This window comes from Janthinobacterium sp. SUN211, from assembly GCF_030587315.1.
Classification (GTDB): domain Bacteria; phylum Pseudomonadota; class Gammaproteobacteria; order Burkholderiales; family Burkholderiaceae_D; genus Janthinobacterium; species Janthinobacterium kumbetense.
In genome coordinates this window covers 1,113,260-1,136,536 of sequence record NZ_JAPWIC010000001.1, presented here as the reverse complement: position 1 = coordinate 1,136,536, position 23,277 = coordinate 1,113,260, and the positions used below count along the sequence as shown (strand labels likewise).

Sequence of the window (23,277 nt, the reverse complement as noted above, 5' to 3'; positions counted from 1 at the left end):
TGATAGCAGTCAAAGGGGGCCGTTCAGGGCGGTTTTACCCGCTTTTACATACGTCCGCTTACATTTGCGCACCTTCCTTTACACGCTTTTACGCCGCCCTAACGTTGCTTTACATGCCAGACGCCCACAATCAGGGCTGATCGCCACGAAAGGAAAGCCCGATGAAATACCTGAGTATTGCCATATCCCTGTTGCTGCTGTCCGCCTGCAGCATGCCGCTGCTGGCGCTGGCCCAGCAAGAAGCTGCGCCGGACGGCCCGCCAGCGCGCGCCATGGAAGGGCCGCCGCCCGGCCTGCTTCACGGACCCGGCGGACCCGGTGCGCCAGGCTTGCCGCCATTCCTGCGCGGCATCGACTTGAGCGAAGCGCAGCAGGACAAGATTTTCGCCGCCACCTATGCCCAGGCGCCCTTGCTGCGGGAACAGGAAAAAATCGCCTTCAAGGCCCATGCGCAACTGCGCGCGCTGGCCGCGTCCAGCGCCTATGACGATGCGAAGGCCAGTGCGCTGGCCAGCACGGCGGCGCAAGCCATGGCGCAGATCAGCTTGCAGCAGGCGCGGCTGGAGCAGCAATTGCTGGCCGTGCTGACGCCGGAACAGCGCAAGCAGGCGCAGCAGCGGGGCGACAGCCGCCCCGGCCCGCGCTGCCCCCAATAAGCACAGGAGAGTGAGATGAGCATCAGTGCCTTGAGTTCGACCAGCGCCGCCAGCCAGCTGAGCGCGTTCAGCCGCCTGGGCGGCGGCAGCAATACCGGCAGTACCAGCGGCGCGGGCGGCACGCGGCCGTCAAAACCCGACGATGGCGCATTTCTCGACGCCATTTCCAGCGCCTTGTCATCGATCGGCGTGACGGTCGATGCCAGCGATGGCGAAAGCGCGACGGACGGCGCCAGCGCCGCCGGCAGCGGCGACGCGGGCCAGGCGCTGGGCGCCTTCCTGCACCAGCTGATGGGCAGCCTGCATGCGCAGAGCGGTGGCGGTGCTGGCGGGCAAGAAGAGGGGGCAGAGCCGCCTTCGGGGCCACCACCCGGCGGTGGCGCGCGCGGCGGTCTCGGCAATATCGAGTCGGATTTGCAAAGCCTGCTGCAAAAACTCTCGTCGTCCGGCAGCGATGGCAGCGACAGCGCGCAGAGCGCGGACAGCAGCGTGACGGACTTGCAGTCCAGCTTTGCCAGCCTGCTCAGCGCGCTGGGTGGCGATGAGGGCGGCACGAGCAGCAGCAAACTGAGCAGTTTCCTGCAGGCACTGTCGGGCAGCCTGGGCGCGGCGAGCGCGGGCGGCAGCCTGTCCGCCAGCGGCAACCTGGTCGATACAACGGCTTGAGCCATGGAACGCAAGCTCGCCATTGCCGCCAGGAAGGCGCTCGCGCAACGGGCCACGCAGGCGCTGTTCCTGTGCGCCAGCCTGAGTCCTGCCCTGGCGAGCTTGCCCTATTTGATGGAATACATATGGACTTACATGATCACGGTCTGGCATCCGACCTCGAAATGATGCGGCAACAGGCGTTTGAACGGCGGCAAGTCCTGCGCTGGCTGCTGGCGGGCGCCGCCACCTTGCCGTTGATGAGCTGCGGCGGCGGTTCGGACGCCGGCGGCACGGCCGCGAGCGGCGGCGCCGTCACGGGCACGTCCGGCGGCGCCGGCAGCGTCACGATACCGGCGGCGGGCGCCTGCACGGTGATTCCCGAGGAAACGGGCGGGCCGTATCCGGCCGATGGCACGAACACGAATGGCGGCAGCATCATCAACGTGCTGAACCAGTCGGGCGTGGTGCGCAGCGATATCCGCGCCAGTTTCAATGGCGCCACGGGCGTGGCGGCAGGCGTGCCCTTGACCATCAATTTGCAGTTGCTCAACGCCAGCGGCGGCTGCGCCAGCCTGGCCGGCTACGCCGTGTATTTATGGCATTGCGACCGCGACGGTCTGTATTCGCTGTATTCGAGCGGCGTGACGGCGCAAAATTATTTGCGCGGCGTGCAGGAAACGGACAGCGCGGGCAAGCTGGCGTTTGCGACCATCTTTCCCGGCTGCTACGCAGGGCGCATGCCGCACGTGCATTTCGAGGTGTATCCCAGCCTGGCCAAGGCGGCCAGCGCCGCGAACCGCATCAAGACGTCGCAGTTCACGTTCCCGATGGCAACGCTGAACGAGGCTTACACGGCCAGCGGCTACACGGCCAGCGTGCGTAACCTGGCGCAGATCAGCTATGCCACCGACAATGTCTTTGCCGACGGCACCAGCTTGCAGATGGCCACGGTGACGGGCAATGCCACCGATGGTTATGTGGTGACCCTGACGGTGGCCGTGAACGGTTAAGTTGCCGTCATGAAACCCAGGTCGCGCCGGCTGAAGTTGCCGATGTTCGGGAACACGTCGGCCAGCTGGCTGTCGGCCACGCCGAACCATTTGGCCAGGGTGGCGCCATACTGGTCGACGGAGGTGGTCGGCAGCAGGGAGCCGGAACCCACGTCCAGCTCATGGCCCAGGCCCGTGGCGGGGAAGGCGCCGTAGATGTCGCGGCCCTTCACGGCGCCCCCCACGACAAAGTGGTGCGCGCCCCAGCCGTGATCCGTGCCGTCGCCGTTGCTGCTGAATGTGCGGCCGAAGTCCGACGCCGTAAACGTCGTCACCTGGCGCCGCACGTCGGCGCCTTGCAGGGTGGCCAGGGTCGCGTCGAAATACGCGAGCGCGTGCGCCAGGCGCGCCATCAGGTCGCCGTGCAATTCCTTCTGGCGGTCATGCGTGTCGAAGCTGCCCAGGGTCACATAAAACACTTGCCGTTTCGCCCCCAGAGGACCGCGCCCGCCGATGATGCGCGCCACCGTCTGCAATTGCACGGCCAGCTGGTTGACGCTGGACGCGCCCGTGTTCGGGTTGATGTAGGGCGGCGGATTGGGCACGCCGCCCGCGCCGGCCGCCAGCATGGCGCCGCTCAGCACGCTCTGGCTGGAAATGGCGCGCTGCACCGTCGCCACGTGTTCCTGCTCCATCATGTCGTCGCCCGCCGTGCTGATGATGTCGCGCAAGGCCGTCTCGCCCTGGGTGGTGCCGAACAGGTAGCCGCCGCCGATATTGCGGATCGGCACGGCGCCTGCCTGGCCCACCTGGAACTGGCGCACCTGGCGCCCGCTGAGGAACAGCGCGTTTGACGCGGCCGAGATGGCCGTAAACGTCGCATTCGCGTTGCCCGTGCCGAGCAGGTCGCCCAGGCGTCCGCCCCAGCCGATGCTGGCGCCTTCCGGCAAGCCCGATTGCCAGGTCGATTGCTGGTCGTTATGCGAAAACAGTTTCGGCGGCAGCGCCACATTGCCCGCCTTGTATTGCGCCAGGGTCAGGGGCTGGATCAGGGTGCCCACATTGGCAACGATGGCGGCGCGGCCGCCGTCGAACAGGTCTTTCACGGGAGCGAGGGCGGGATGCAGGGCAAAGCTGCGGCCCGTTTGCGCCGTGGCCGGCGTGATCGGCAGCACGCCGCCCGTTTCGCCGACGCCGGGCAGGTGGATCGAATCGTTGCTGCCCGTGTTGCGCAGGCGCAGGTATTCGCTCCACGATGGCGTGTCCGTGGCCAGCACCGTGTTGAAGGAATCGTTGCCGCCGGTCATGAACAGGCAGACGAGGGCCTTGTAGTCGTCGGCGGACTGGGCCGCAGCCTGGCCCATGGCGGCCAGGTTGAGGGCGAATGGCGTGGCCGCGCTGCCGGCCAGGCCCAGCATGGAGCCGAGGAAGCGGCGGCGCGAGAAATGAGAGGTGATGGTCATGCTGCTTCCTTATTTTTGAACCAGGTATTCAGGCGAGGCCATGGCCAGGAAAATGGCCAGGTGCACGCGGTAGGTTTTTGCCGTCGTCACTTGCGCGGCATTGCTGCCGCTGGCGGCGGGAATCGCGATGCTCGTGACGGCCGCCAGGATCTTGCCGCGCAGCCGGGACGACATATTGCCGGACATTAACAGCAAGTTGACCCGGTCCAGCAAGGCTGCGGGCTGGCCGGCCAGGGCCAGTTCGGCCGAATAATCGGCTTGCACGGCGCTGTTTTCCGCCACGCCGCCGCGGATGGCGTCCTGCATGAAGTTCAGGTAACCGGTGACGGACGGCTCCGACGTGATCTGCATTTCCGGCGCCACCAGGCCCGCCGTCGCCAGCGCCGAATTGGGCGGCACGTACGAGGGACGGAAGTAGTTGAAGACGGATGGCGCGTTCATGGGATTCTGCCCCAGCCCCGACAGTGGATCGCTCAGGTAATAGATGCGGTACTGCAAGGCTGCATCTTTGGCGTGAAAGGCGCGCATCCAGTTGCCCAGGCGCACAAGCGGTTCGCGCAATTTGCCCGTGCGCAGGCTGCTGCCGGCTGGCGCCAGCGCGTCGGGGTCGAGCAGCACGGCGCGGATCACGGCCTGCATGTCGCCGCGCACGCCAGAACCATTGTTGGCGAAGGCGGCCGCAACCCTGCCCACATAGGCCGGGCTGGGGTTGCTGGTCACCAGGCGCTGGATCAGCTGGCGGCCGAAGAAGGGGCCGGCATTCGGATGGTTGAACAGGGTGTCGAGGGCCAGCGCCATGTCCGCTTCGCCGCCGGCGGCGCCCGCCGCGCTCACGCCCAGGAAGCGCTTTTCGCTGGTGGAGTGGTACGCCGCATAGTTCTGCATCGGTTTCCAGTCGCGGTCCGGATCGGCCACGCTGCCAAAGAAACGGTTCGCACCCTGGTCCGGGCCGGCCCAGCTCCAGCCCGTAAACACTTTCGCCAGGCCGCCCACATCGTCGCGCGTGTAGGTGTCGATGGGCTTGCCGCCGGACAATTTCAACGAACCATCCGCATTCAGCTGGTACAGGCCGATGGTAAACAGCTGCATCACTTCGCGCGCGAAATTCTCGTCGGGCGTACGCGTGGCCGATTCCTTCTGGTTGCGCAGGTGCGACAGGTACAGCCCCATCATCGGATGGGTGGCCACGCCCTGCAGCAGGTTGCGGAAGTTGCCGAACGCATGTTGCCCCAGCATATCGTAATAGCTGGCGACGCCCCGCGTTTGCGTCCATACGCTCTCGTTTTGCGTGGACACGACGAAGATTTCCGACAGGGCAAAGGCCACGCGCTGGCGCAACTGGTCGTCGCCGCGCACGGCTTGCTGCCAGAACGACTCGTAAAAGTCGTTCGGCACGGCCTTGGTGGCCGCCGCGCCCGCAACGGGATACTTGGCGTCGATATATTTGCGGTGCAAGGTTTGCGGCTTGGAAAACTGCGCGCGGAACCAGGCGTCGCTGTCGCTGGCGGCGAGGGCGTCGATGGCCGCCATGTCCGGCCCGAACGTGGCGCGGCCCAGGAAGCGCGACGCTTCCGCGCGCGTGAAGGTGGCTGTCTGGTTGGCCGGGGGCGTGGTCAGGGGCGGTGGCGGGATGGTGTCGCCCGGCTTGGTGCCGGGGTTGGCCGGATCGCCGGGGACCGTGGTGGTCGGCGGCACGACCGATATGTCCGGGTTCTGGCTGTCGCCGGTCTTGCTGTCGCCGCCACCGCCGCAGGCGGCAAGCAGGCTGAGTAATGTGATGGCCAATAAACGGCGCAAGGTAGGGTCTATCATTTAGTTTCTTTCAGGCAATCAAATTCTGGCCCATTAATTGTAGGGCTTGCCTACCAAAATCCTGTTTCCAATTAACTATTTACGTGTTGGCCACGTTTATTTTTATCGTCCGTTGGTGTGGTATTGGTGGTGTTTTTGGCGGGGTAGCGCGAAGTTTTCTTTTTAAAAATGAAAAATATTTTTTGCCGATAGCGAGCACTGTGGCGGATAGGCGACGTAATCATTCCTGCCAATTAAGCTTGTTTGAAAGCTCATCTTGACAACGAAACCCGCTTCGCCGGAAACCATGGTTTTTACGCTATCGGCGAAACGCCGTTCGCTGTCCTGTCCCTTGCTTCCCCTGCGCCGGACTGGCATGGCCCTTGCGTCAGGGAGGCATGGGCCACCCGCCCGCCTTCCACCGGAGCCTGTCATGACCACCCGCCTGCTCGCCTATCGTCCCGAAATGGAATTGCCTGAAACGCCGGGCGTGCTGCCGCTGCAGGAAGATGCGCTGGCGCTGGCGGCGCAGTTGCTGGAATTGCAAGGGCCGGCCCAATTCGATGCTTTCCTGGCGCACCAGCTGGGCGCCACCGCGGCGGGCCAGCAAGTGCGCGGCACGCCGCTGGAAGGGCCGCTGCGCCAGTTGCTGGGCAAGGTGGTGGCGCCCTTGCTGCCCCTGCATGGTGGCTCGCCGCAGGCGCTCAAGCGGCGCGCTGCGGCCATCTTCGGCATGGAACTGGAAGGATTGAGCCCGGAAGACAAGGAATTCGAACTGGCGCGCCAGGTCGTGCACCTGATCGATGCCGTCAACACGGCGCTGGTGCAGGACGGCGTCCTGGGCGCGCGCGACCCCAGGACGCGGGTGGACACGGCCCTGCTGCAAGTGGCACGCCGCGCGGCGCCAGGCTTGCTCAGGCTGGCGGCGCAAACGCCGGGACGGGACGGTGGCCATTGGCGCCGCGAGGGCGGGCACATCGTCGTGCTCGATTGTTAGCCGGACGGCTGCTGCCTCCGGCACTGTTATGTCAACCGAGGTGCTAACTTTGAGGAGTTCATCATGCATGACTTGGATCGTACGACCCTGGAATACGGACAGGAAATGTCCGGCTTTGAAGCGGAACAGTTCGAGTTTGGCCAGGGCGAGTGGAGCGGCGAGGGCGGTGCGAGCGCCATGTTTTCCGAGGCCGAGGAGATGGAACTGGCGAATGAGCTGTTGTCGGTCAGCAATGAAGCCGAACTGGAACAGTTTCTCGGCAATTTCCTGCGCAAGGCCGCCTCCGTGGCGGGCGGCATCATCAAGTCGCCCGTGGGACAAGCGATCGGCGGCGTGCTTAAGGGCGTGGCGAAGAAGGCCATTCCCCTGGCGGGCGGCGCCATCGGCGGCTATTTCGGCGGCCCGCTGGGCGCCAAGATCGGCAGCGGCCTGGCCTCGGCCGCCGGCAGCGCCCTGGGGCTGGAAGCGGAAGCGTCGTCGAACGAAGACCGCGAATTCGAGGGCGCCAAGCAGTTCGTGCGCCTGGCGGCCGATACCGTCAACCGCGCCGCGCAAGCGCGCGGCAATGGCGACCCGCGCGCCATCGCCCAGGCGGCGGCCAGCGCGGCGGCGCGCCAGTTCGCGCCAGGCCTGCTGGGCCGCCCGGGCGGCCAGGTCGCCACGCAGAACGGCAGCGGCGCAGCTGCGGGGGGCGTGGCGCCGGCCGGCGTGCGCAGCGGCGCCGGCATGCGGCCATCCAGCGGCCGCTGGGCGCGCCAGGGCCACAAGATCGTCCTGTACGGCGTGTGACATCATGGCCATCGGCGCTTATGCAGCCTGGATGCTGGAGCAGGAGGCGCGCTCGCTGCTGACGCGGCTGGCGCGGCTGGAACCGTTTGCGCTGATCGAGCCGACGGTGCTGGCGGCGTCCCTGATGCCCAGCGCCCAGTCGGCCATCGAAAGCCAGCTGGTGCAGGGCCGGCGCGCCTTGCGGCGCATGGTGGCCCAGTTCCAGTGGTGGCTGCGGCGCGAGCACGCCGACGGCGCCAGCATGGCCACGGCCGCCGAGGCCCAGCGCCGCTTCACTTTCCTGCGCCTGAAGTTCAATGCCGCGCTGACCCAGTTCGACCTGTTCAACGAAGTCATCACCCAGCGCAGCGAGCACAAGACGGGCGTGTGGCTGGCCGGCCTGGACATCGTTGCCGCCGATGCGCTGGCGCTGCCCGGCGATGTCTACCAGGCGCCGCCCGTCATCTGCTACCTGGACCGGGGGCCGGGCGCGGCCATCCGCCGCGCGCGCACGCGCCTGCCGGGCGGCGGCGACAATCCCGTCGCCATCATCCGCCTGCCGCGCGAACGCATGATCGGCAGCGGCATCGCCTCGTCGCTGGTGCACGAAATCGGCCACCAGGGCGCGGCGCTGCTGGACCTGGTGGCGTCCTTGCGGCCCGTGCTGCAAGCCATGCAGCACGGCAGCAGCGGCCTGGTGCACGTGTGGCAGTTGTGGGAGCGGTGGATTTCCGAGATCGTGGCCGACTTCTGGTCGCTGGCGCGGGTCGGCGTGGCCGCCACCCTGGGCCTGATCGGCGTGGTCAGCCTGCCGCGCGTGTTTGTCTTCCGCCTGAATATCGACGATCCCCATCCGGTGCCATGGCTGCGGGTGCGCCTGAGCTGCGCCATGGGACGGGCCTTGTATCCGCATCCGCAGTGGGGCCGCCTGGAGCAGCTGTGGCTATCGTACTACCCGCTGGCCGGCCTGCCGCCGGCCCGGCAGCGCTTGTTGGAACAGTTGCAGGCCAGCATGGACGCGCTGGTGGGCTTGCTGGTGCAGCACCGGCCGCCGGCCTTGCGCGGCGGCTCGCTGGTCGAAGCCATGGCCGTGCACACGCGCCAGCCGGCCATGCTGGCGCAGCTGTTTCGCAGCTGGACCCTGGCGCCGGCGCAGATGTACCAGGCGACGCCGACCCTGGTGTTCGCCGTGCTGGGACAGGCGCGCGCCAGCGCCACCTTGAGCCCGGAAGACGAAAGCGAGCTGCTGGGGCGTTTGCTGACCCACTGGGCCCTGCGCAGCACCCTGGACACGTCGGAGCTGTGCGCGGATGTCGTGCGGCATGGCCGCCGGTCCGGCAGGCCGTTTGATTATCCATTGAGGAGAATGACATGAGCAGCAAGATGAGCAGCAATATGGGTGGCAAGATGGGCAGTAGGGGCGGGGCGGCGGGCCAGGCGGGCCCGAAACAGCAGGGCGGCAGCATCGTCGTCACCGTGCACGAGCAGGACAGCGGGGCCATGGTCGTCAATGCCGCGATCAGCCTGTACCGGGGAGCCGAGGCGGATTGCCATGATTTCAATGCCGCCGCCTGGCAAGCCGACCCCGCCATGCTGGTCGGCGTGCGCTGGACGGATGGCCGTGGCGGCACCGTGTTTGCCGACCTGGCGACGGGCAGCTACGTGGGCGTGTATGGCAATTTTCCCGCCACGGCGCCCCAGTGCGTGACGGTGCAGGCCGGCTGCAGCGCCGTGCTGTGCTTCAAGCCGCAGCTCAACCCGCAGGTGGGACTGGCCTTCGAAACGCCGGACTGCCATCCCAGCGACTGCAATTTCGGCAGGGTGGGCGACCGCGCCGTGGCCACCGTGTCGTTTGACGGCGATCAAAGCGCCGACGGGCGCGACCAGGTGCAGGTGTTGGCCGCCGCGCCATGGGTGCCCCTGCGCGGCACGCCGAACGCCTTTTCCACACCCGTGCGGCGCGCCGGCATGCACCGTTTCATGGCGCAGATGATGCTGTCGCAGCGGCCCGACCTGCGCAGCGCCTTGCCCGTGCCGGAAGGGCTGAGTCCGAACGCCATGCTGGCCGTGGATGCGGAATACGAGACGGAAGAGCGCCAGCCGCAGCCCATCTCGGGCAATGTGGGCGTGTCGCTGACGCGCACGGAAACGGAACCGACGGAAGACTTGCCCCTGTGGACCTTGATACGCAACAGCACCGAGGCGATGTCGTTTACAAATTACCTGCATTTCATGGACAGCCTGTTTTGCGGCGACCTGGCCGCCGTGCGCGGCTTCGAGCAGGAGCGCTTCGTCAAGAAGGCGGACATGTTCCAGCAGCTCAAGCAGCGCCGCGCGCTGCCGTTCTCCGATTCGGACTCCTACCGCGTGCTGAAAGTGGCGACGGAAGCGTTCGTGATGGTCAATTGCGGCGTGCTGAACCAGCCGCTGGCTTTCAATCCGGCCGAAGACAACGCCTATCTGGACCGGCGCGACATCCCCCAGGGGCGCGACCTGGAAACCGTGCTGCGCAACGATTACCTGGAAAACATCGACGGCTTCCAGACCTTGCCCTACCTGGCCGTGATCCGGCGCAAATTGCCCGACATCCCCATCAGCATCCCGCGCGGCCAGGAGGGGGAAGTGGACCTGTGCTTTGGCATCATCCAGGAAAAGCTGGCGAACCCTTGCCTGCTGGAACTGATCTGGTCGTACTGGCACGAAGAGGGCATGCTGGTGCAGACCATGAACGCCATCGCGCAACGCTTCCAGAACCTGCGCGCGCCCGGCGGCGGCCTCGACCCCTTGTCGAACACGGAAATCGACATGCTGCGTCCCCTGAATAACTTGCTGTGGGGCTACACCCAGGATGAGCAGCACCGGCTGACCGTGGTGCGCCGCAACTACGAATATGACCATCACTACGGCGTGCGCCTGGACGGCAAGGCAGTGCAGCACTTCCGGCCGGCCGACAGCCGCTCCAAATTCCTGGAAGCGTTCCACCACCTGCTGCGCCTGCTCACCTCGTTCTACAAGCAGGATGACGACACCACCGTGAAGGCGGACGCCTTCCCCGTGCTGAATGCCTTGAAGGAAATCCATTTGATCCTGTCGCAGGGCGCGCACAACCAGTTCGGCGACTTGCCGTCGACGGCGCGCATCGAGATGCTGATGCAGCAATGGATGCTGGCGCGCCCCGAATTCCGCGAATTCTTGCCGACGCGCGTGATGGTGGCGTATCCGGAGCCGTGGATGGACCGGGTCGATGCCATGAAGAAACTGCAAGGCTGGACGGATACGAGTGTGATGCATTTCCGTAACCTGGCCATCTTTGGCGAGCAATTGCTGCTTTCCGTGCGCTACGGCAACTGGAGCGACATCTACGAACCCACGCAGGCATTCAACTGGGCGCGCTTCTGGCGCCCGCAAGTGCAGGGCTATATCCACGGCTACCGCGCCGCCACCGGGGTCGACCTGTCCGTCGACAGCAGCGACCCGGCGATCGAAGCGACGATGCCCTCGGTATTGCTGCGCCAGCGCCTGAGCCAGCAGCTGCGCAGCGTCTAGGACGGGAGCGAGGCGCGTGCATGCTCGATTTTACCAGTGCGCTGTACCTGGGCATGCGCCATCCGGCGGCTACGCTGGCGCCATGGAGCAGCCTGACCCTGGGTCAGCCGGCCGCGCTGCAGGAGCCGCCCGGCGCGCAAACCCTGGCAGCAAGCCTGGCTGCGCTGCAAGGCTGCGAGGCCGCCTGCGTGCTGCCGTCGACCCTGCACCTGTTCTGGGACCTGTTCGGCATGCTCGCTGCCGAGCGGCTGGTGATCCTCGTCGATGGCGGCAGCTACGCCATCGCGCGCTGGGGCGCCGAGCGGGCGCAGGCGCTGGGCTTGCCCCTGCGCATGTTTCCCAGCGGCGAGATGGCGGTGCTGCGGCGTCTGGCGGCGGACTGGGGCCGGCAGGGGCGGCGCCCGCTGATCCTGGCCGACGGCTATGTGCCGGGCAGCGAACAGGTCTTGCCGCTGGCCGGCTACGCGGCCCTGGCGCGCCAGGGAGGCGGCTATCTGCTGCTGGACGACACGCAGGTGCTGGGCGTGATGGGCACGGCTGGTGGCGGCTCGGCGCGGCTGCATGGCTTGCCGGGCGGCTACGACAAGGGGGGCGGCCACCTGATCGTCGGCGCCTCGCTGGCCAAGGGCTTTGGCGTGCCGCTGGCCGTGCTGGCCGGCAGCGGCAACTTGCTGCGGCGCTTCGCGGCGCACAGCCAGACGCGCGTGCATGCCAGTCCGCCTTCGGCAGCCGTGCTGGCGGCGGCGCGGCGCGCGCTGGCGCTCAATGCGCGCCATGGCGATGCCCTGCGCGCCAGGCTGGCGGAGCGGGTGGCGCAATGGAGGGCGGGGATGGCGGCGGCCGGCATCGCCTGCCAGGGGGGCAGCTTTCCTGTGCAGCGCCTGCCCGGCCGCGCCCATTTGCAACAGGTCATGCGCGCAGCGGGCGTGCTGTCGCTGGCGCAAGCGGGGGAGGTCCCCGGCGCGCTGACTTTTCTGCTGCGGGCCGACCAGACATCGCGGCAACTGGAGCAGGCGATGGGCTTGCTTGAATATCACATCAGGAGGCGATATGAACGAAGCGTTTGAAATGCTGCCCTTTGCGGGGCAGCCGGGAGCGGCCGGCGAGCAGGAATGGCAGGGGGAGTGGTCGCAAGAGTGGTCGCAGGAGTGGCAGGGGGAGGAAGAGGGCGAGGCCGAATGGGAGGGCGAGCGCTGGCCCCCCGGTGGCGTGCGCGGCGGCATGCGCGGCGGGGGGCTGCGCGCGCGGCCGCCCCTGCGCGGACAGCGCCGTCCCGCGCCGCCGCGCTACCAGGCGAATCCGGCGCGCAGGCCGCCGCGTCCCGCACCGCCGCCCTTGCCCTATCTGCCGCCGCGCTACCGGGGCTGGGGCGGTTATGTGCCCCTCTACCCGACCCTCTATCCGCAGGCCTATCCCGTGGCGGAGCCGGCCTTTGGCGACCAGCCGGAGCCGGAGCCGGGCATCGATGCAGGTCAGGACCAGGGCCAGGACGATGACGGGCAACAAGGTGAAATCCCGCCCACCCTGGCCGGCACCATGGGCCGGGTGCCGGAAGCGGCCGCCTTGACCTACCAGGCGCTGGGGACGCTGGCCAATGCCTTGCGCGACCCGAATGGCCGCGGCCCGGGCCTGTACGTGATCGAGTTCGATGCGGGTGGAAGGCGCCGCGCCTACAGCGGCCAGACGGACGATCTGCACCGCCGTTTGCTGCAGCACCGGCTGTGCGGCCAGATGTTGGCCGTCGACGTCAGCGCGCACCAGGTGTACGTGGCGGCCCTGTCCTCGGCGGCGCAGCGGCGCCGCATCGAGCAGCGCATCCATGACGACATGTTCGCCAACCAGCGCGGCGTGCTGACCAACCAGCGGCGCGAACTGGAACTGGCCGTGCTGGGTGAAATGTGGAACTGACGACAGCGCCTTGACGACTGCGAAGGAGTACATCATGCATCAACTTGAATGTGAATGCGCGCAATGCCGCCAGCGGGCCGGCGCCGCGTTTGAAGTGCTGGAGTTTGGCGAAACCTGGTCCGGCAAGGGGAGCGCCCCGGCCGTCTTCAGCGACGAGGAAGAGTTGCAGCTGGCCATGGAATTGCTGGAAGTGTCCAGCGAAGAGGAACTGGAACAGTTTCTCGGCAACGTCTTCAAGAGCGTGTGGAAGGGCGTCAAGAAGGTGGGTGCTACCATCGCCAAGGTGGCCAAGCCCCTGGGCGGCGCCTTGAAGGCCGTGGCCAAGACGGCCTTGCCCTTTGTCGGCGGCGCCCTCGGTTCGATGATACCCATACCGGGCGTGGGCACGGCGCTCGGTTCGGCCCTGGGGCGCGCCGCCAGCAATGCGCTGGAACTGGAGATGGAGGCCGCGGCGCCGGCCGACCGCGAACTGGAGCTGGCGCGCCGCTTCGTGCGCATCGCGGGGCAGGCGGCGCGCCTGGCGGCCGATGGCGACGGCAGCGTGCGTGCCGTGGAAAGCGCGCTGACGCGGGCCCTGCACCAGCAACTGCCACACTTCCGTTCGGCCGCTCCGCAGGGCGAGGAGGAGAGCGGGCGCTGGCGCCGGCGCGGCAACCGCATCGTCGTCATGGGCGACTGGCAATAGCGCGGCAAGATGATCATCGACTGTCATTGCCATGCGGGACCGGGCGACGGCTTGAACGGGCCGTGGGACAGCGATGCGCCGCTGCAAGCCTATCTGCGCCGCGCGCAGGCGGCCGGCATCGCCCGCAGCGTGCTGTTCGCCACCTTCCACTCCGATTACGCCATCGCCAACCATGGCGTGGCGCGCCTGGTCGCGTCCGATCCGCAGCGTTTCTACGGTTTTGCCTTCGTGCATGCGCGGCGCGACCGGGGCCGCATCCAGGATCTGGTGCGCACGGCCGTCGAGCGCTACGGTTTTGTCGGCATCAAGGCGCACCGTCTGGATGCGCGCATCAGCGGCGAAGTGTGCGACGCGGCCCGTTTCTTCGGCTTGCCCGTGCTGTACGACCCGGCCGGCGAAGTGGCCGTGGCCGAACTGCTGGCGCAGCAGTATCCCGATGTCGATTTCATCCTGCCCCATCTGGGCAGCTTCGGCGACGACTGGGCGGCGCAGCTGGCGCTGATCGACCATCTGGCCCGCCACCGTAACATCCATGCGGACAGCTCGGGCGTGCGCCGCTTCGACTTGCTGCAGCAGGCCGTGCGCCGCGCGGGGCCGCACAAGGTCTTGTTCGGCTCGGATGGCCCCTGGCTGCATCCGGGGCTGGAATTGCACAAGATTCAGCTGCTAGGCTTGCCGCTGGCCGATGCGGCTTTGATTACGGGTGGCAATTTCTTGCGGCTGGCGCGGCTGGCTTGAGGCAGATCAAGGCGCGGCCGGCGGAATCGCAATCGTAGCGGCAGTCGCGGCTGGCGTCGCGCAGGCGGCCGCCTTGCGGCGTATCTGCAAGGCGCGGTCCGTCACGCCCAGGCGGGCGGCGGCGCGCTGGTTGTTGCCGTGTTCCTCGGCCAGCACGAGGCGGATGGCCATGTCGGTGGCGCAGCGCGCGATGTGCGACAGCTTGCAGCCCTGAGTCAGGGCCCGCCGCACGGCCGCTTCGAAGTGCTGGTCGGGCCAGGGCGGCGCCAGCAGCCGTTCTTCGGGGGGCAGGGCGCCGATGGTGATGGGGCCGGGGCCGCAATGGCGGTGCCAGATGCGCGTGACGGTCTGGCGCAGCTCGCGCACATTGCCCGGATAGTCGCGCAGCAGCAGGTATTCGCGCACGGCGGCGTCCAGCGGGGGCGGCTGCTGCTGGGCCAGTTCGGCGAGGAAATGCCGCGCCAGCGGCAAGATGTCGTCCTGGCGCTCGCGCAGGGGCGGCGTCTGGCAACGCCAGCCGGCGATGCGGTAATACAGGTCGGCGCGGAAGGCGCCGCGCGCCACCTCGTCTTCCAGTGCACGGTTGGTGGCGCAGACGAGGCGAAATTGCGTCGGTTGCCAGGTATTGCCGCCCACGCGCTTGTATTTGCGTTCCTGGATGGCGCGCAGCAGCTGCGCCTGCAGGGGCAGTTGCAGTTCGCCCACTTCGTCGAGGAAGAGTACGCCGCCGTCGGCCAGGGCGAAAGCGCCGTCGCGCGGTGCCGCCGCGCCCGTAAACGCGCCCCGTTCATGGCCGAACAGTTCGCTGCCAGCCAGTTCCGGCGACAGGGTGGTGCAGTCGAGGATGGTGAAGTCGCCCCGGCAGTTGCCCAGGCGGTGGACCAGTTGCGCCAGTAAATCCTTGCCCGTGCCCGTTTCGCCCGTGATCAGCATCGGAGCCTGGCTGAAGGCGGCCATTTCCACCACCTGGTGCAGCAAGGCGGTCCAGGCAGCGCTGCCGCCCACCAGTTGCTGGCGCACGGCGCTGGACGCCAGCAGCTGCGCCACGGCTTGCCAGCGCTGCAGGCGCGCCAGCACCTGGCCCGCATCGACGGCGCCGCCAGGCCACAGCAGCACATCGAGCGCGCCGGCCGCCAGCAGGGCCCGCTGTTGCGCGCAGCTGAGGGCCTGGCCGCAGGCGGCGATGGCCAGCACGCGGGCATGGCTGCACAGCGCCGGCAGCGCCTGCAGCAGCGCCGTATTGGCTTCGGCGAACAGCACGATGCCCGTTCCATCTGCTTCGCCATCGTGCCGCCGGGCTATAGTTACCTGAGCCTGCTTCAAGGCCGCCGCCAGCAAGGCGCCACTGCCAGCCGCCGCCTGCTGCATGATTTCCAGCCACACCTTGAGCGTCATAGGTCTGCCGTCACGAGGGCACGAGTCGCCCATCTTAGAGGCCCGATACCCCAGCCGTTTGATCTGGCGCAAGCGTGCGCGCTGGCCCACAATGAAAAACGCCGCCTGATTTGCATCAGGCGGCGCCATGTAAGCAGCGTTCTTTAACGAACGTCACGACGGTTCATCCAATCGTAGCGAGCGGCAATGATTTGTGGCCGAGAAGCGTAACCGTACTCTGGTACGGTGAGCATCGCCGGCCGCAAAGTGCGCCAAGCGAGATTGGATGGGCCGTCACTAATCGTCCAATTTGACGCAATCGACGAAGTAACCGCGCTTGCCATCGACTTCGCGTTTCACGAGGCCATGCACATCCGTCTCGAAGCCGGGGAAGCGCTCGTTGAAGTCGCGTGCGAAGCGCAGGTAGTCGACGATGGTCTTGTTGAAGCGTTCGCCCGGGATCAGCAGCGGGATGCCCGGCGGGTACGGCGTCAGCAGGATGGACGTGATGCGGCCTTCCAGTTCGTCGATGGCCACGCGCTCGATTTCGCGGTGCGCCATCTTGGCGAACGCGTCCGACGGCTTCATGGCCGGGATCATGTCCGACAGATACATTTCCGTCGTCAAACGGGCCACGTCGTAAGCCTTGTAGAAATCGTGGATCTGCTGGCACAGGTCGCGCAGGCCCATTTTTTCGTAGCGTGGGTTGGCCGCCGCAAATTCCGGCAGGATGCGCCACATCGGCTGGTTCTTGTCGTAGTCGTCCTTGAATTGTTGCAAGGCCGTCAACAGGGTATTCCAGCGGCCCTTGGTGATGCCGATGGTAAACATGATGAAGAACGAGTACAGGCCGCATTTTTCAATGATGACGCCGTGCTCGGCCAGGTACTTGGTGACGATGGACGCGGGGATGCCCGTGTCGCCGAACTGGCCGTCCAGCGACAGGCCCGGGTTGACGATGGTCGCCTTGATCGGGTCGAGCATGTTGAAGCCGGGAGCGAGGTCGCCGAAACCGTGCCAGTCATCTTCGGCGCGTATCATCCAGTCTTCCTGCTGGCCCATGCCTTCGTCGTTGAAGCTGGCCGGACCCCACACCTGGAACCACCAGTCCTGGCCCCATTCCTGGTCGATCTTTTTCATGGCGCGGCGGAAATCGAGCGCTTCCATGATCGATTCTTCCACCAGGGCCGTGCCGCCCGGCGCTTCCATCATGGCCGCGGCCACGTCGCACGAGGCGATGATGGAATACTGCGGCGAGGTCGAGGTGTGCATCAGGTAAGCCTCGTTGAAGGCGTCCTGGTCCAGCTTGACCGTGTCCGATTCGCGCACGAGGATTTGTGAGGCCTGCGACAGGCCGGCCAGCAATTTGTGCGTGGACTGGGTCGAGAAGATCATCGATTCCTTGGCGCGCGGACGGTCCTTGCCGATGGCGTGCATATTCTTGTAGAAATCGTGGAAGGTGGCGTGCGGCAGCCACGCTTCATCGAAGTGCAGGGTGTCGATCTTGCCGTCCAGCATTTCGCGCAGGGTTTCCACGTTGTAGATCACGCCATCGTAGGTCGATTGCGTGATGGTCAGGATGCGCGGCTTCTTGTTCTTCGCTTCGCGCGCGAACGGATTCGCTTCGATCTTGCGGGCAATGCTTTCCGGTGTGAATTCATGCAGCGGGATAGGGCCGATGATGCCCAGGTGATTGCGCGTCGGCATCAGGAACACGGGAATGGCGCCGCACATGATGATCGAATGCAAGATTGACTTGTGGCAATTGCGGTCGACGACGACGATGTCGCCTGGCGCCACGGTCGAATGCCACACCATCTTGTTCGAGGTCGAGGTACCGTTGGTGACGAAATAGCAATGGTCGGCATTGAAGATGCGCGCCGCATTGCGTTCGGACGCGGCGACGGGGCCCGTATGGTCGAGCAGCTGGCCCAGTTCCTCGACGGCGTTGCAGACGTCGGCGCGCAGCATGTTTTCACCGAAGAACTGGTGGAACATCTGGCCGATCGGTGACTTCAGGAAGGCTACGCCGCCCGAGTGGCCGGGGCAGTGCCACGAGTAGGAACCGTCGTTGGCGTAGTGCACCAGGGCGCGGAAGAACGGCGGCGACAGGCCATCCAGGTAGGATTTCGCTTCGCGGATGATGTGGCGCGCGACGAATTCCGGCGTATCTTCGAACATGTGGATGAAACCATGCAGTTCGCGCAGGATATCGTTGGGAATATGGCGCGAGGTGCGCGTTTCGCCGTACAGGTAAATAGGGATGTCGGCGTTCTTGTAGCGGATTTCCTCGACGAAGGCGCGCAGCGACTTCAAGGCGTGATCGGTTTCCTCGATGGAACCGGCGCCGAATTCTTCATCGTCGATCGACAGCACGAAGGCTGACGCGCGCGATTGCTGCTGGGCAAATTGCGACAAATCGCCGTAGCTGGTCACGCCCAGCACTTCCATGCCTTCTTTTTCCATTGCGGCGGCAAGGGCGCGAATGCCCAGGCCGGACGTATTTTCAGAACGGAAATCCTCGTCAATGATGACGATGGGGAAACGAAATTTCATGCATGTCTCCAAAAAAGCAAGCCGCCCCTGACAGATGTGAAGGGGCGGACTAGGGCGCGACGGTCAGGCGGTAGTGCAACCCGGCAGCCGCATAAAAAAAATAAGAACGGGATTCTCGCAGAAATGCGGCCTCTGCGGGAAAAAAATATCGCCCCAAAGCGCCACAAGCTTGCGCTAGCGTGACGCAACGGTGTGACAGGGGTATTACAGCAACATTCTGTTAATCAACATCAACCTTATCAGGCTTTGCGTTGTAAGGTGACAAAGGCGTAAGGCAGGCCGGATTTCTCCGAAACATGCGCTTCGCGCGCGGTTTCTTGCCACACGGCATGATCCACGGCGGGGAAAAACGCATCGCAATCGAACGTCTGGCCGATTTCCGTGACGATCAGGCGCTGCGCCAGGGCCAGCGACTGTCTATAGATGTCGGCGCCGCCGATGACGTAGCCTTCGGCGCCGTCCAGCAGGGCGATGGCCGCTTCCAGCGACGGCGCCGCTTCCACGCCTTCGTGGCGCCAGTCCGGATTGCGCGTGATGACGATGTTGCGGCGGTTCGGCAGCGGGCGGCCGATGGAATCGAAGGTCTTGCGGCCCATGAGGATGGGGTGGCCCGTCGTCAAGCGCTTGAAATGCGCCAGGTCTTCCGGCAATTTCCACGGCAGGGTGTTGTCGATGCCGATGCCGCCTTGCTGGTCGGTGGCGACGATGATGGTCAGTAAGCTCATTGGTTCTGTGAAAAAGGTGGGGGCGAGGCCCGATGCCCGTCATTATCGTTGAAATTGCCGGCAGCCTCCAGATGCGCACGCATGGCTTGCGCCAGCGCGCCTGGCGCTTCCAGCGGAATCATGTGGCCGGTGTCGTCTTTGAGTATGTGCAAGGTGGCTTGCGGCAGGCGGGCGGCCATGGTGCGCAGGTCGTCGGGATTGACGAGCTTGTCGTCTTCGGCGCCCACGATCAGCACGGGGAAATCGAGTTCCGGCAAGCGCGCCATCAGGTCGGGGCGGTCTATCGTGGTGAGAAATTGCGCCAGCAGCACTTCCTTGCCCAGGTCCAGCCCCATCTGCTGGATCAGGCCCGTGATGCCGTCGTCCTGCAAGTGCGACGGGTGCAGCAATTCGCGCAGGCGCTGGCGCGTGATGCCCGTATAGGCATTGCGCTCGAGCATGGCGACGATGCGCTGGCGCGCTTCGATTTCCGCCGGCAGCAAACCTTTGGCCGAATTGGCGATCAAAGTGAGGGATTTCACACGCTGCGGGTGCGCCAGCGCGTGTTCGAGCGCCAGGTAGGCGCCCAGCGAAAAGCCCACCAGATGGGCATGCGGAGCGCTGTGGCTGGCGATCATCTGCTGCATCTGCGGGCGCGTGCGCGCCTGGTGCAGGGGTACGTGCCGCAGTTCAAAGGCGTCGCCCAGGGCAGGCGCCAGGCGCGACCACAGGCGTGCGTCGCACAGGGTGCCAGGAATGCAGTCGAGTCGTATATTGATCAAGGACAAACCTAGTGTGAAAAATTTTTGTCGAGCGGCATTATCCGTCATTTTGCGCATGGGGACAGCGGCACGATTTTTCCGTATGGCATTATTTTCAATAGTGCGCGGCTGGCAAGCCGGAACTTTATGGTAGGCTCATGGCTCATCAAGCCGGCGTGCCGGCGACGTGACCTGAAACACCGAATGCAACCCCCACATTAAAGAGGAATTACCATGGCGATCAGTTTGCAAAAAGGCGGCAATGTCAACCTGAGCAAGGAAGCTCCCGGCTTGAAGAAAATCGTGATTGGCCTGGGCTGGGACCCGCGCGCCACCGATGGCGCCGCTTTTGACCTGGACGGCAGCGCTTTCCTGCTGAAAACGGATGGCAAGGCCCGTTCCGATGCCGATTTCATTTTTTATAACAACCTGAAGTCGGCTGACGGCTCCATCGTCCACGCGGGCGACAACACGACCGGCGGCGGCGATGGCGACGACGAGAAAGTGGCCGTCGACCTGGCCAGCGTGCCCGCCGACATCGACAAGATCGCCATCGCCGTGACTATCCACGACGCGGAAAACCGCAAGCAGAACTTCGGCATGGTCGGCAAGGCCTACATCCGCTGCCTGAACGGCGACAACGGCGCGGAAATCGCCCGCTACGACCTGTCGGAAGACGGCTCGACGGAAGCGGCCATGATCTTTGGCGAAATCTACCGCGCCGGCAGCGAATGGAAATTCAAGGCCATCGGCCAAGGATTCAAGGGCGGACTCGGCCCGCTGGCACGCTCGTTCGGCATCAACGCCTAAGAGCTCCGGAAAACGGCCCATGGCCGCGTTGCGTCACCTCGCCGTACTATTCGTACTGTCTTCGGTGACGCGCCTTGCCCTGAACCGTTGTCCGAAGCTCTTTTAGCTTTGTATAGAACCCAAAACGGCAGTCCATGGCGGCGTTGCGCCGCCATGGACTGACTGTACATTCGTACTGTCTTCGGACGACGCGCCTTGCCCTGAGCCGTTGTCCGAAGCTCCCACATCTGAATAAATAATCGCATGGAAAACCTGATCAAGGGGCAGCGCCTGGCGCTGTCCGGCCTCGTCACGGGCAATGTCGTGCAACTGGGGCTCTCCAGCGCTGGCGTGCCGCTGGACTTTGCCTGTTTCGGCCTCGATGCCAACGGCAAACTGTCCGACGACCGCTACATGACTTTCTTTAACCAGCCGCGCACGCCGTGCGGCGGCGTCGAAGCGGCGGCGCCGTCCGGCGATGCGGCCGGTTTCAGCTATCAGCTGGACCGCTTGCCTGCCACCATCGAGCGCCTCGTCGTCACGGCCGCCATCGATGGCGCGGCCACCATGGCGCAGCTGGGCAGCGGCTACCTGCGCTTGCAGGATGGCGGGCGCGAGCTGGCCCGCTACACGTATGCGGGATCTGATTTTGCGCAAGAAAAAGCCGTCATGCTGGGCGAGTTCTACCGCAAGGACGGCGGCTGGCGCTTCATGGCCGTGGGCCAAGGTTTCAATGGCGGCCTGGACGCACTGGTCGCGCATTTCGGCGGCGAAGTGGCGCAGGCGGCAGCGGAGCCGGCGCCGCCGCCAAAAATTTCCCTGTCGAAAATCTCGCTGACCAAGGCGGGCCAGACGCACAAGGTGTCGCTGCAAAAAGGCGCGGGCGCGCCGGGCAAGCTCACCGTCAAGGCCAGCTGGGTCGATAACGGCGATGGCGACGACGATAACGACGACCTCGATTTAAGAGTCGGCATCCTCTTGCCAAACGGCCAGATGCGCTTCATCCAGGCGCCCGATACGCCGGGCAGCTTCGACGTCATGCCGTACGTGCGCCACCTGGGCGACGTGGCGGGCGCATCGGGCAAGGAACCGGCCACGGAAACGGTGGAAGTCAATCCCGCGCTGGCGCAACAGTACGGCGGCACGGTGGGCCTCGTCTTCAGCGTGTATTCGGCGCTGGCCAATGGCGCCGTGTCGGTCGCTTCCATGCGGCCGAAGATGGTCATGCAATATGGCGAGCAGATCGTCGAGTGCGCGTACGACTTCCGCCTGTCCAAGGCGGCCGAGGACGATTCCGTCTACACCTATGTGATCGGCATGGCGCGCATCACGCCCGACAGCATCATCCTCGAACCGTCCGGGAAGACGTCGGAACCGGGCAGCGAAGCGACGCCGTGGCTGAGCTGGCAGGGCGAGAATCTGCAACTGGCCTTCAACGGTCCCGTCGTCTTCAAGGGCGAGGACAAGGAAGACGAAGATGATTTCAACGCGGACAATCCGCGCCGCTATATCGCCTAGGAGGCACTGATGGAAACCTTGTCCAAGGGACAGCGCTTGCCGCTGGCCAATCTCGTTCCCGACGGCGTGCTGCAGGTGGGCGTCGCCGCGCAGGGGCTGGCGCTCGACGTGGCCTGTTTCGGCCTCGACGCCAGCGGCAAACTGGCCGACGAGCGCTACATGACCTTTTTCAACCAGCCGCGCACGCCGTGCGGCGGCGTGGAAGCGCGGGCCGGCAGCGGCGGCGACATGGCCGAGTTTGCCTTGCAACTGGCGCGCTTGCCGGCCGGCATAGACCGCCTCGTCGTGACGGCGTCCATCGATGGCGGCGGCGTGATGTCGCAGCTGCAAGCCGGCCACGTGCGTCTGGAGGCGGGCGGACGCGAGCTGGCCCGCTTCGCCTTCGCGGGTAGTGATTTCGCACAGGAAAAAGCCGTCATGCTGGCGGAAATTTACCGCAAGGATGGCGGCTGGCGCTGCATGGCCGTGGGGCAGGGCTTCAATGGCGGACTCGACGCGCTGGTGCGCCACTTCGGCGGCGAAGTCGACCAGGCCGCTTCTGCTGCCCCTGCGGCGGTTTCGGCCGTCGTGCAGGCAAAGATCAACCTGGAAAAACGGGTCGAACGGGAAGCGCCGCAACTGGTCAGCCTCGTCAAGCAGGCGGGCGTGTCGCTGCAGAAAGTGGGTTTGCTTGACCACCGCGCCAAGGTGTGTTTGTGCCTGGATATTTCCGGCTCCATGGGCCGACTATATAAAGAGGGGCTGGTGCAGCGCTTTGCCGAACGCATCCTGGCCCTGGGCTGCAAGTTCGACGACGATGGCGAGATCGATGTTTTCCTGTTCGGCAAGAACGTCCACCATCCGGCGCCCATGGCCTTGAGCAACTGCAATACCTACGTGGGCCAGGCCATACAGCGCCATCCGCTGGAAGGCGACACGCGCTATGGCGCCGCCATGCAGGCGATACGCGCATTTTATTTCCCCGATGGCGCCGGCGGCGAGCGCACGCGGCCCGTCGCCGCGGAATTGCCCGTGTACGTGATGTTCGTCACGGACGGCGGCACGAGCGACCAGGCGACGACGGAGAAACAATTGCGCTGGGCCAGCCATGAGCCGATCTTTTGGCAATTCATGGGCATCGGCAAGGGGCGCAAATCGAAAAGCAAGTTTCTCGCCGCCTTTGCCGATTCCGACTTCCCCTTCCTGGAAAAGCTCGACGAATTGCAGGGCCGCCTGGTCGACAATGCCAATTACTTTTCCGTCAGCTCGCCCGACGAGCACAGCGATGCGGAGCTGTATGACTTATTGATGACGGAATATCCGGGCTGGCTGAAGCTGGCGCGCGGCAAGGGCTTGTTGAGGTAGCGCAAAGGTAGCGCAAAGGTCATCGGATGAGGCTATGCGACC

The 23,277-nt window shown here is 65.5% G+C and carries 21 protein-coding genes; 15 read left to right on the top strand and 6 right to left on the bottom strand.

Features of this window, described 5'->3' with window-relative positions:
- Positions 1 to 161: 161 nt before the first annotated feature.
- Genes O3301_RS04915 through O3301_RS04900 form a run of 4 tightly spaced genes read left to right on the top strand, consistent with a single transcriptional unit; the run spans position 162 to position 2,314 of the window.
- Positions 162 to 656, top strand: a complete 495-nt coding sequence (locus tag O3301_RS04915) for a Spy/CpxP family protein refolding chaperone (RefSeq protein WP_305055725.1) — start codon at positions 162 to 164, stop codon at positions 654 to 656.
- Positions 657 to 671: 15 nt separating this feature from the next.
- Positions 672 to 1,322, top strand: coding sequence for a hypothetical protein (locus O3301_RS04910; protein WP_305055724.1), 651 nt, complete (start codon positions 672 to 674; stop codon positions 1,320 to 1,322).
- Between the two features lie 3 nt (positions 1,323 to 1,325).
- On the top strand, positions 1,326 to 1,490 hold the full coding sequence (locus O3301_RS04905) for a hypothetical protein (protein WP_171985041.1): 165 nt from the start codon (positions 1,326 to 1,328) through the stop codon (positions 1,488 to 1,490).
- Positions 1,448 to 2,314, top strand: a complete 867-nt coding sequence (locus O3301_RS04900; protein WP_305055723.1) for an intradiol ring-cleavage dioxygenase — start codon at positions 1,448 to 1,450, stop codon at positions 2,312 to 2,314. Before O3301_RS04905 ends, O3301_RS04900 begins: the two co-directional genes overlap by 43 nt.
- On the opposite strand, the gene O3301_RS04895 is transcribed toward O3301_RS04900, so the two are convergent.
- Positions 2,311 to 3,756 carry a DUF1501 domain-containing protein gene (locus O3301_RS04895; protein WP_289910396.1) on the bottom strand — a complete coding sequence of 482 codons (1,446 nt, stop codon included), beginning with the start codon at positions 3,754 to 3,756 and terminating at the stop codon, positions 2,311 to 2,313. The genes O3301_RS04900 and O3301_RS04895 overlap by 4 nt on opposite strands.
- Before the next feature lie 9 nt (positions 3,757 to 3,765).
- On the bottom strand, positions 3,766 to 5,568 hold the full coding sequence (locus tag O3301_RS04890) for a DUF1800 family protein (RefSeq protein ID WP_305055722.1): 1,803 nt from the start codon (positions 5,566 to 5,568) through the stop codon (positions 3,766 to 3,768).
- Positions 5,569 to 5,980: 412 nt separating this feature from the next.
- Between O3301_RS04890 and O3301_RS04885 the strand changes: the two genes are divergently transcribed.
- The 8 genes from O3301_RS04885 to O3301_RS04850 all read left to right on the top strand — a co-directional run bounded on the left by O3301_RS04885 (position 5,981) and on the right by O3301_RS04850 (position 14,189).
- Entirely contained in the window at positions 5,981 to 6,544 is a 564-nt protein-coding gene (locus O3301_RS04885; RefSeq protein ID WP_305055721.1) for a hypothetical protein, read from the top strand.
- Positions 6,545 to 6,607: 63 nt separating this feature from the next.
- A complete protein-coding gene (locus O3301_RS04880) occupies positions 6,608 to 7,333 on the top strand; it encodes a hypothetical protein (RefSeq protein WP_305055720.1) in 726 nt (241 codons plus the stop codon).
- Positions 7,334 to 7,337: 4 nt separating this feature from the next.
- On the top strand, positions 7,338 to 8,687 hold the full coding sequence (locus tag O3301_RS04875; RefSeq protein WP_305055719.1) for a hypothetical protein: 1,350 nt from the start codon (positions 7,338 to 7,340) through the stop codon (positions 8,685 to 8,687).
- Positions 8,684 to 10,858, top strand: coding sequence for a hypothetical protein (locus tag O3301_RS04870; protein WP_305055718.1), 2,175 nt, complete (start codon positions 8,684 to 8,686; stop codon positions 10,856 to 10,858). Before O3301_RS04875 ends, O3301_RS04870 begins: the two co-directional genes overlap by 4 nt.
- A 20-nt stretch (positions 10,859 to 10,878) precedes the next feature.
- Positions 10,879 to 11,925 carry an aminotransferase class I/II-fold pyridoxal phosphate-dependent enzyme gene (locus O3301_RS04865; protein WP_305055717.1) on the top strand — a complete coding sequence of 349 codons (1,047 nt, stop codon included), beginning with the start codon at positions 10,879 to 10,881 and terminating at the stop codon, positions 11,923 to 11,925.
- Positions 11,909 to 12,766, top strand: coding sequence for a hypothetical protein (locus tag O3301_RS04860; RefSeq protein WP_305055716.1), 858 nt, complete (start codon positions 11,909 to 11,911; stop codon positions 12,764 to 12,766). The genes O3301_RS04865 and O3301_RS04860 overlap by 17 nt, the downstream gene beginning before the upstream one ends.
- A gap of 34 nt (positions 12,767 to 12,800) precedes the next feature.
- Complete coding sequence (locus tag O3301_RS04855) at positions 12,801 to 13,451, top strand: hypothetical protein (protein ID WP_305055715.1); 651 nt, start codon at positions 12,801 to 12,803, stop codon at positions 13,449 to 13,451.
- Positions 13,452 to 13,460: 9 nt separating this feature from the next.
- Positions 13,461 to 14,189: an amidohydrolase family protein gene (locus O3301_RS04850; protein WP_305055714.1), complete on the top strand. Its 729-nt coding sequence runs from the start codon at positions 13,461 to 13,463 to the stop codon at positions 14,187 to 14,189.
- Between the two features lie 6 nt (positions 14,190 to 14,195).
- Here the strand turns inward: O3301_RS04850 and O3301_RS04845 are convergent, their stop codons facing one another.
- From O3301_RS04845 to O3301_RS04830, 4 genes are all read right to left on the bottom strand, one after another.
- Positions 14,196 to 15,584 carry a sigma-54 dependent transcriptional regulator gene (locus tag O3301_RS04845; RefSeq protein ID WP_305055713.1) on the bottom strand — a complete coding sequence of 463 codons (1,389 nt, stop codon included), beginning with the start codon at positions 15,582 to 15,584 and terminating at the stop codon, positions 14,196 to 14,198.
- 276 nt (positions 15,585 to 15,860) lie between these two features.
- Entirely contained in the window at positions 15,861 to 18,119 is a 2,259-nt protein-coding gene (locus O3301_RS04840; protein WP_034784421.1) for an arginine/lysine/ornithine decarboxylase, read from the bottom strand.
- A 239-nt stretch (positions 18,120 to 18,358) separates the two neighbouring features.
- Positions 18,359 to 18,844 (bottom strand): dihydrofolate reductase, encoded by a 486-nt coding sequence (locus O3301_RS04835; RefSeq protein ID WP_305055712.1) that lies wholly within the window; start codon positions 18,842 to 18,844, stop codon positions 18,359 to 18,361.
- Positions 18,841 to 19,605 (bottom strand): alpha/beta fold hydrolase, encoded by a 765-nt coding sequence (locus tag O3301_RS04830; RefSeq protein WP_305055711.1) that lies wholly within the window; start codon positions 19,603 to 19,605, stop codon positions 18,841 to 18,843. The genes O3301_RS04835 and O3301_RS04830 overlap by 4 nt, the downstream gene beginning before the upstream one ends.
- A 213-nt stretch (positions 19,606 to 19,818) precedes the next feature.
- Between O3301_RS04830 and O3301_RS04825 the strand changes: the two genes are divergently transcribed.
- The 3 genes from O3301_RS04825 (at position 19,819) to O3301_RS04815 (ending at position 23,235) form a co-directional block, all read left to right on the top strand.
- On the top strand, positions 19,819 to 20,394 hold the full coding sequence (locus O3301_RS04825; RefSeq protein ID WP_099667617.1) for a TerD family protein: 576 nt from the start codon (positions 19,819 to 19,821) through the stop codon (positions 20,392 to 20,394).
- Between the two features lie 243 nt (positions 20,395 to 20,637).
- Positions 20,638 to 21,891: a TerD family protein gene (locus O3301_RS04820; RefSeq protein ID WP_305055710.1), complete on the top strand. Its 1,254-nt coding sequence runs from the start codon at positions 20,638 to 20,640 to the stop codon at positions 21,889 to 21,891.
- 9 nt (positions 21,892 to 21,900) lie between these two features.
- The gene (locus O3301_RS04815) at positions 21,901 to 23,235 is read left to right on the top strand and encodes a VWA domain-containing protein (protein ID WP_305055709.1); all 1,335 of its coding nucleotides are present in this window, start codon (positions 21,901 to 21,903) and stop codon (positions 23,233 to 23,235) included.
- Positions 23,236 to 23,277 lie beyond the last annotated feature (42 nt).

Coding starts and splice junctions, on each gene's coding strand:
- O3301_RS04915 (WP_305055725.1), top strand. CDS start 162: ATGAAATACCTGAGTATTGCCATATCCCTGTTGCTGCTGTCCGCCTGC.
- O3301_RS04910 (WP_305055724.1), top strand. CDS start 672: ATGAGCATCAGTGCCTTGAGTTCGACCAGCGCCGCCAGCCAGCTGAGC.
- O3301_RS04905 (WP_171985041.1), top strand. CDS start 1,326: ATGGAACGCAAGCTCGCCATTGCCGCCAGGAAGGCGCTCGCGCAACGG.
- O3301_RS04900 (WP_305055723.1), top strand. CDS start 1,448: ATGGACTTACATGATCACGGTCTGGCATCCGACCTCGAAATGATGCGG.
- O3301_RS04895 (WP_289910396.1), bottom strand. CDS start 3,756: ATGACCATCACCTCTCATTTCTCGCGCCGCCGCTTCCTCGGCTCCATG.
- O3301_RS04890 (WP_305055722.1), bottom strand. CDS start 5,568: ATGATAGACCCTACCTTGCGCCGTTTATTGGCCATCACATTACTCAGC.
- O3301_RS04885 (WP_305055721.1), top strand. CDS start 5,981: ATGACCACCCGCCTGCTCGCCTATCGTCCCGAAATGGAATTGCCTGAA.
- O3301_RS04880 (WP_305055720.1), top strand. CDS start 6,608: ATGCATGACTTGGATCGTACGACCCTGGAATACGGACAGGAAATGTCC.
- O3301_RS04875 (WP_305055719.1), top strand. CDS start 7,338: ATGGCCATCGGCGCTTATGCAGCCTGGATGCTGGAGCAGGAGGCGCGC.
- O3301_RS04870 (WP_305055718.1), top strand. CDS start 8,684: ATGAGCAGCAAGATGAGCAGCAATATGGGTGGCAAGATGGGCAGTAGG.
- O3301_RS04865 (WP_305055717.1), top strand. CDS start 10,879: ATGCTCGATTTTACCAGTGCGCTGTACCTGGGCATGCGCCATCCGGCG.
- O3301_RS04860 (WP_305055716.1), top strand. CDS start 11,909: ATGAACGAAGCGTTTGAAATGCTGCCCTTTGCGGGGCAGCCGGGAGCG.
- O3301_RS04855 (WP_305055715.1), top strand. CDS start 12,801: ATGCATCAACTTGAATGTGAATGCGCGCAATGCCGCCAGCGGGCCGGC.
- O3301_RS04850 (WP_305055714.1), top strand. CDS start 13,461: ATGATCATCGACTGTCATTGCCATGCGGGACCGGGCGACGGCTTGAAC.
- O3301_RS04845 (WP_305055713.1), bottom strand. CDS start 15,584: ATGACGCTCAAGGTGTGGCTGGAAATCATGCAGCAGGCGGCGGCTGGC.
- O3301_RS04840 (WP_034784421.1), bottom strand. CDS start 18,119: ATGAAATTTCGTTTCCCCATCGTCATCATTGACGAGGATTTCCGTTCT.
- O3301_RS04835 (WP_305055712.1), bottom strand. CDS start 18,844: ATGAGCTTACTGACCATCATCGTCGCCACCGACCAGCAAGGCGGCATC.
- O3301_RS04825 (WP_099667617.1), top strand. CDS start 19,819: ATGGCGATCAGTTTGCAAAAAGGCGGCAATGTCAACCTGAGCAAGGAA.
- O3301_RS04820 (WP_305055710.1), top strand. CDS start 20,638: ATGGAAAACCTGATCAAGGGGCAGCGCCTGGCGCTGTCCGGCCTCGTC.
- O3301_RS04815 (WP_305055709.1), top strand. CDS start 21,901: ATGGAAACCTTGTCCAAGGGACAGCGCTTGCCGCTGGCCAATCTCGTT.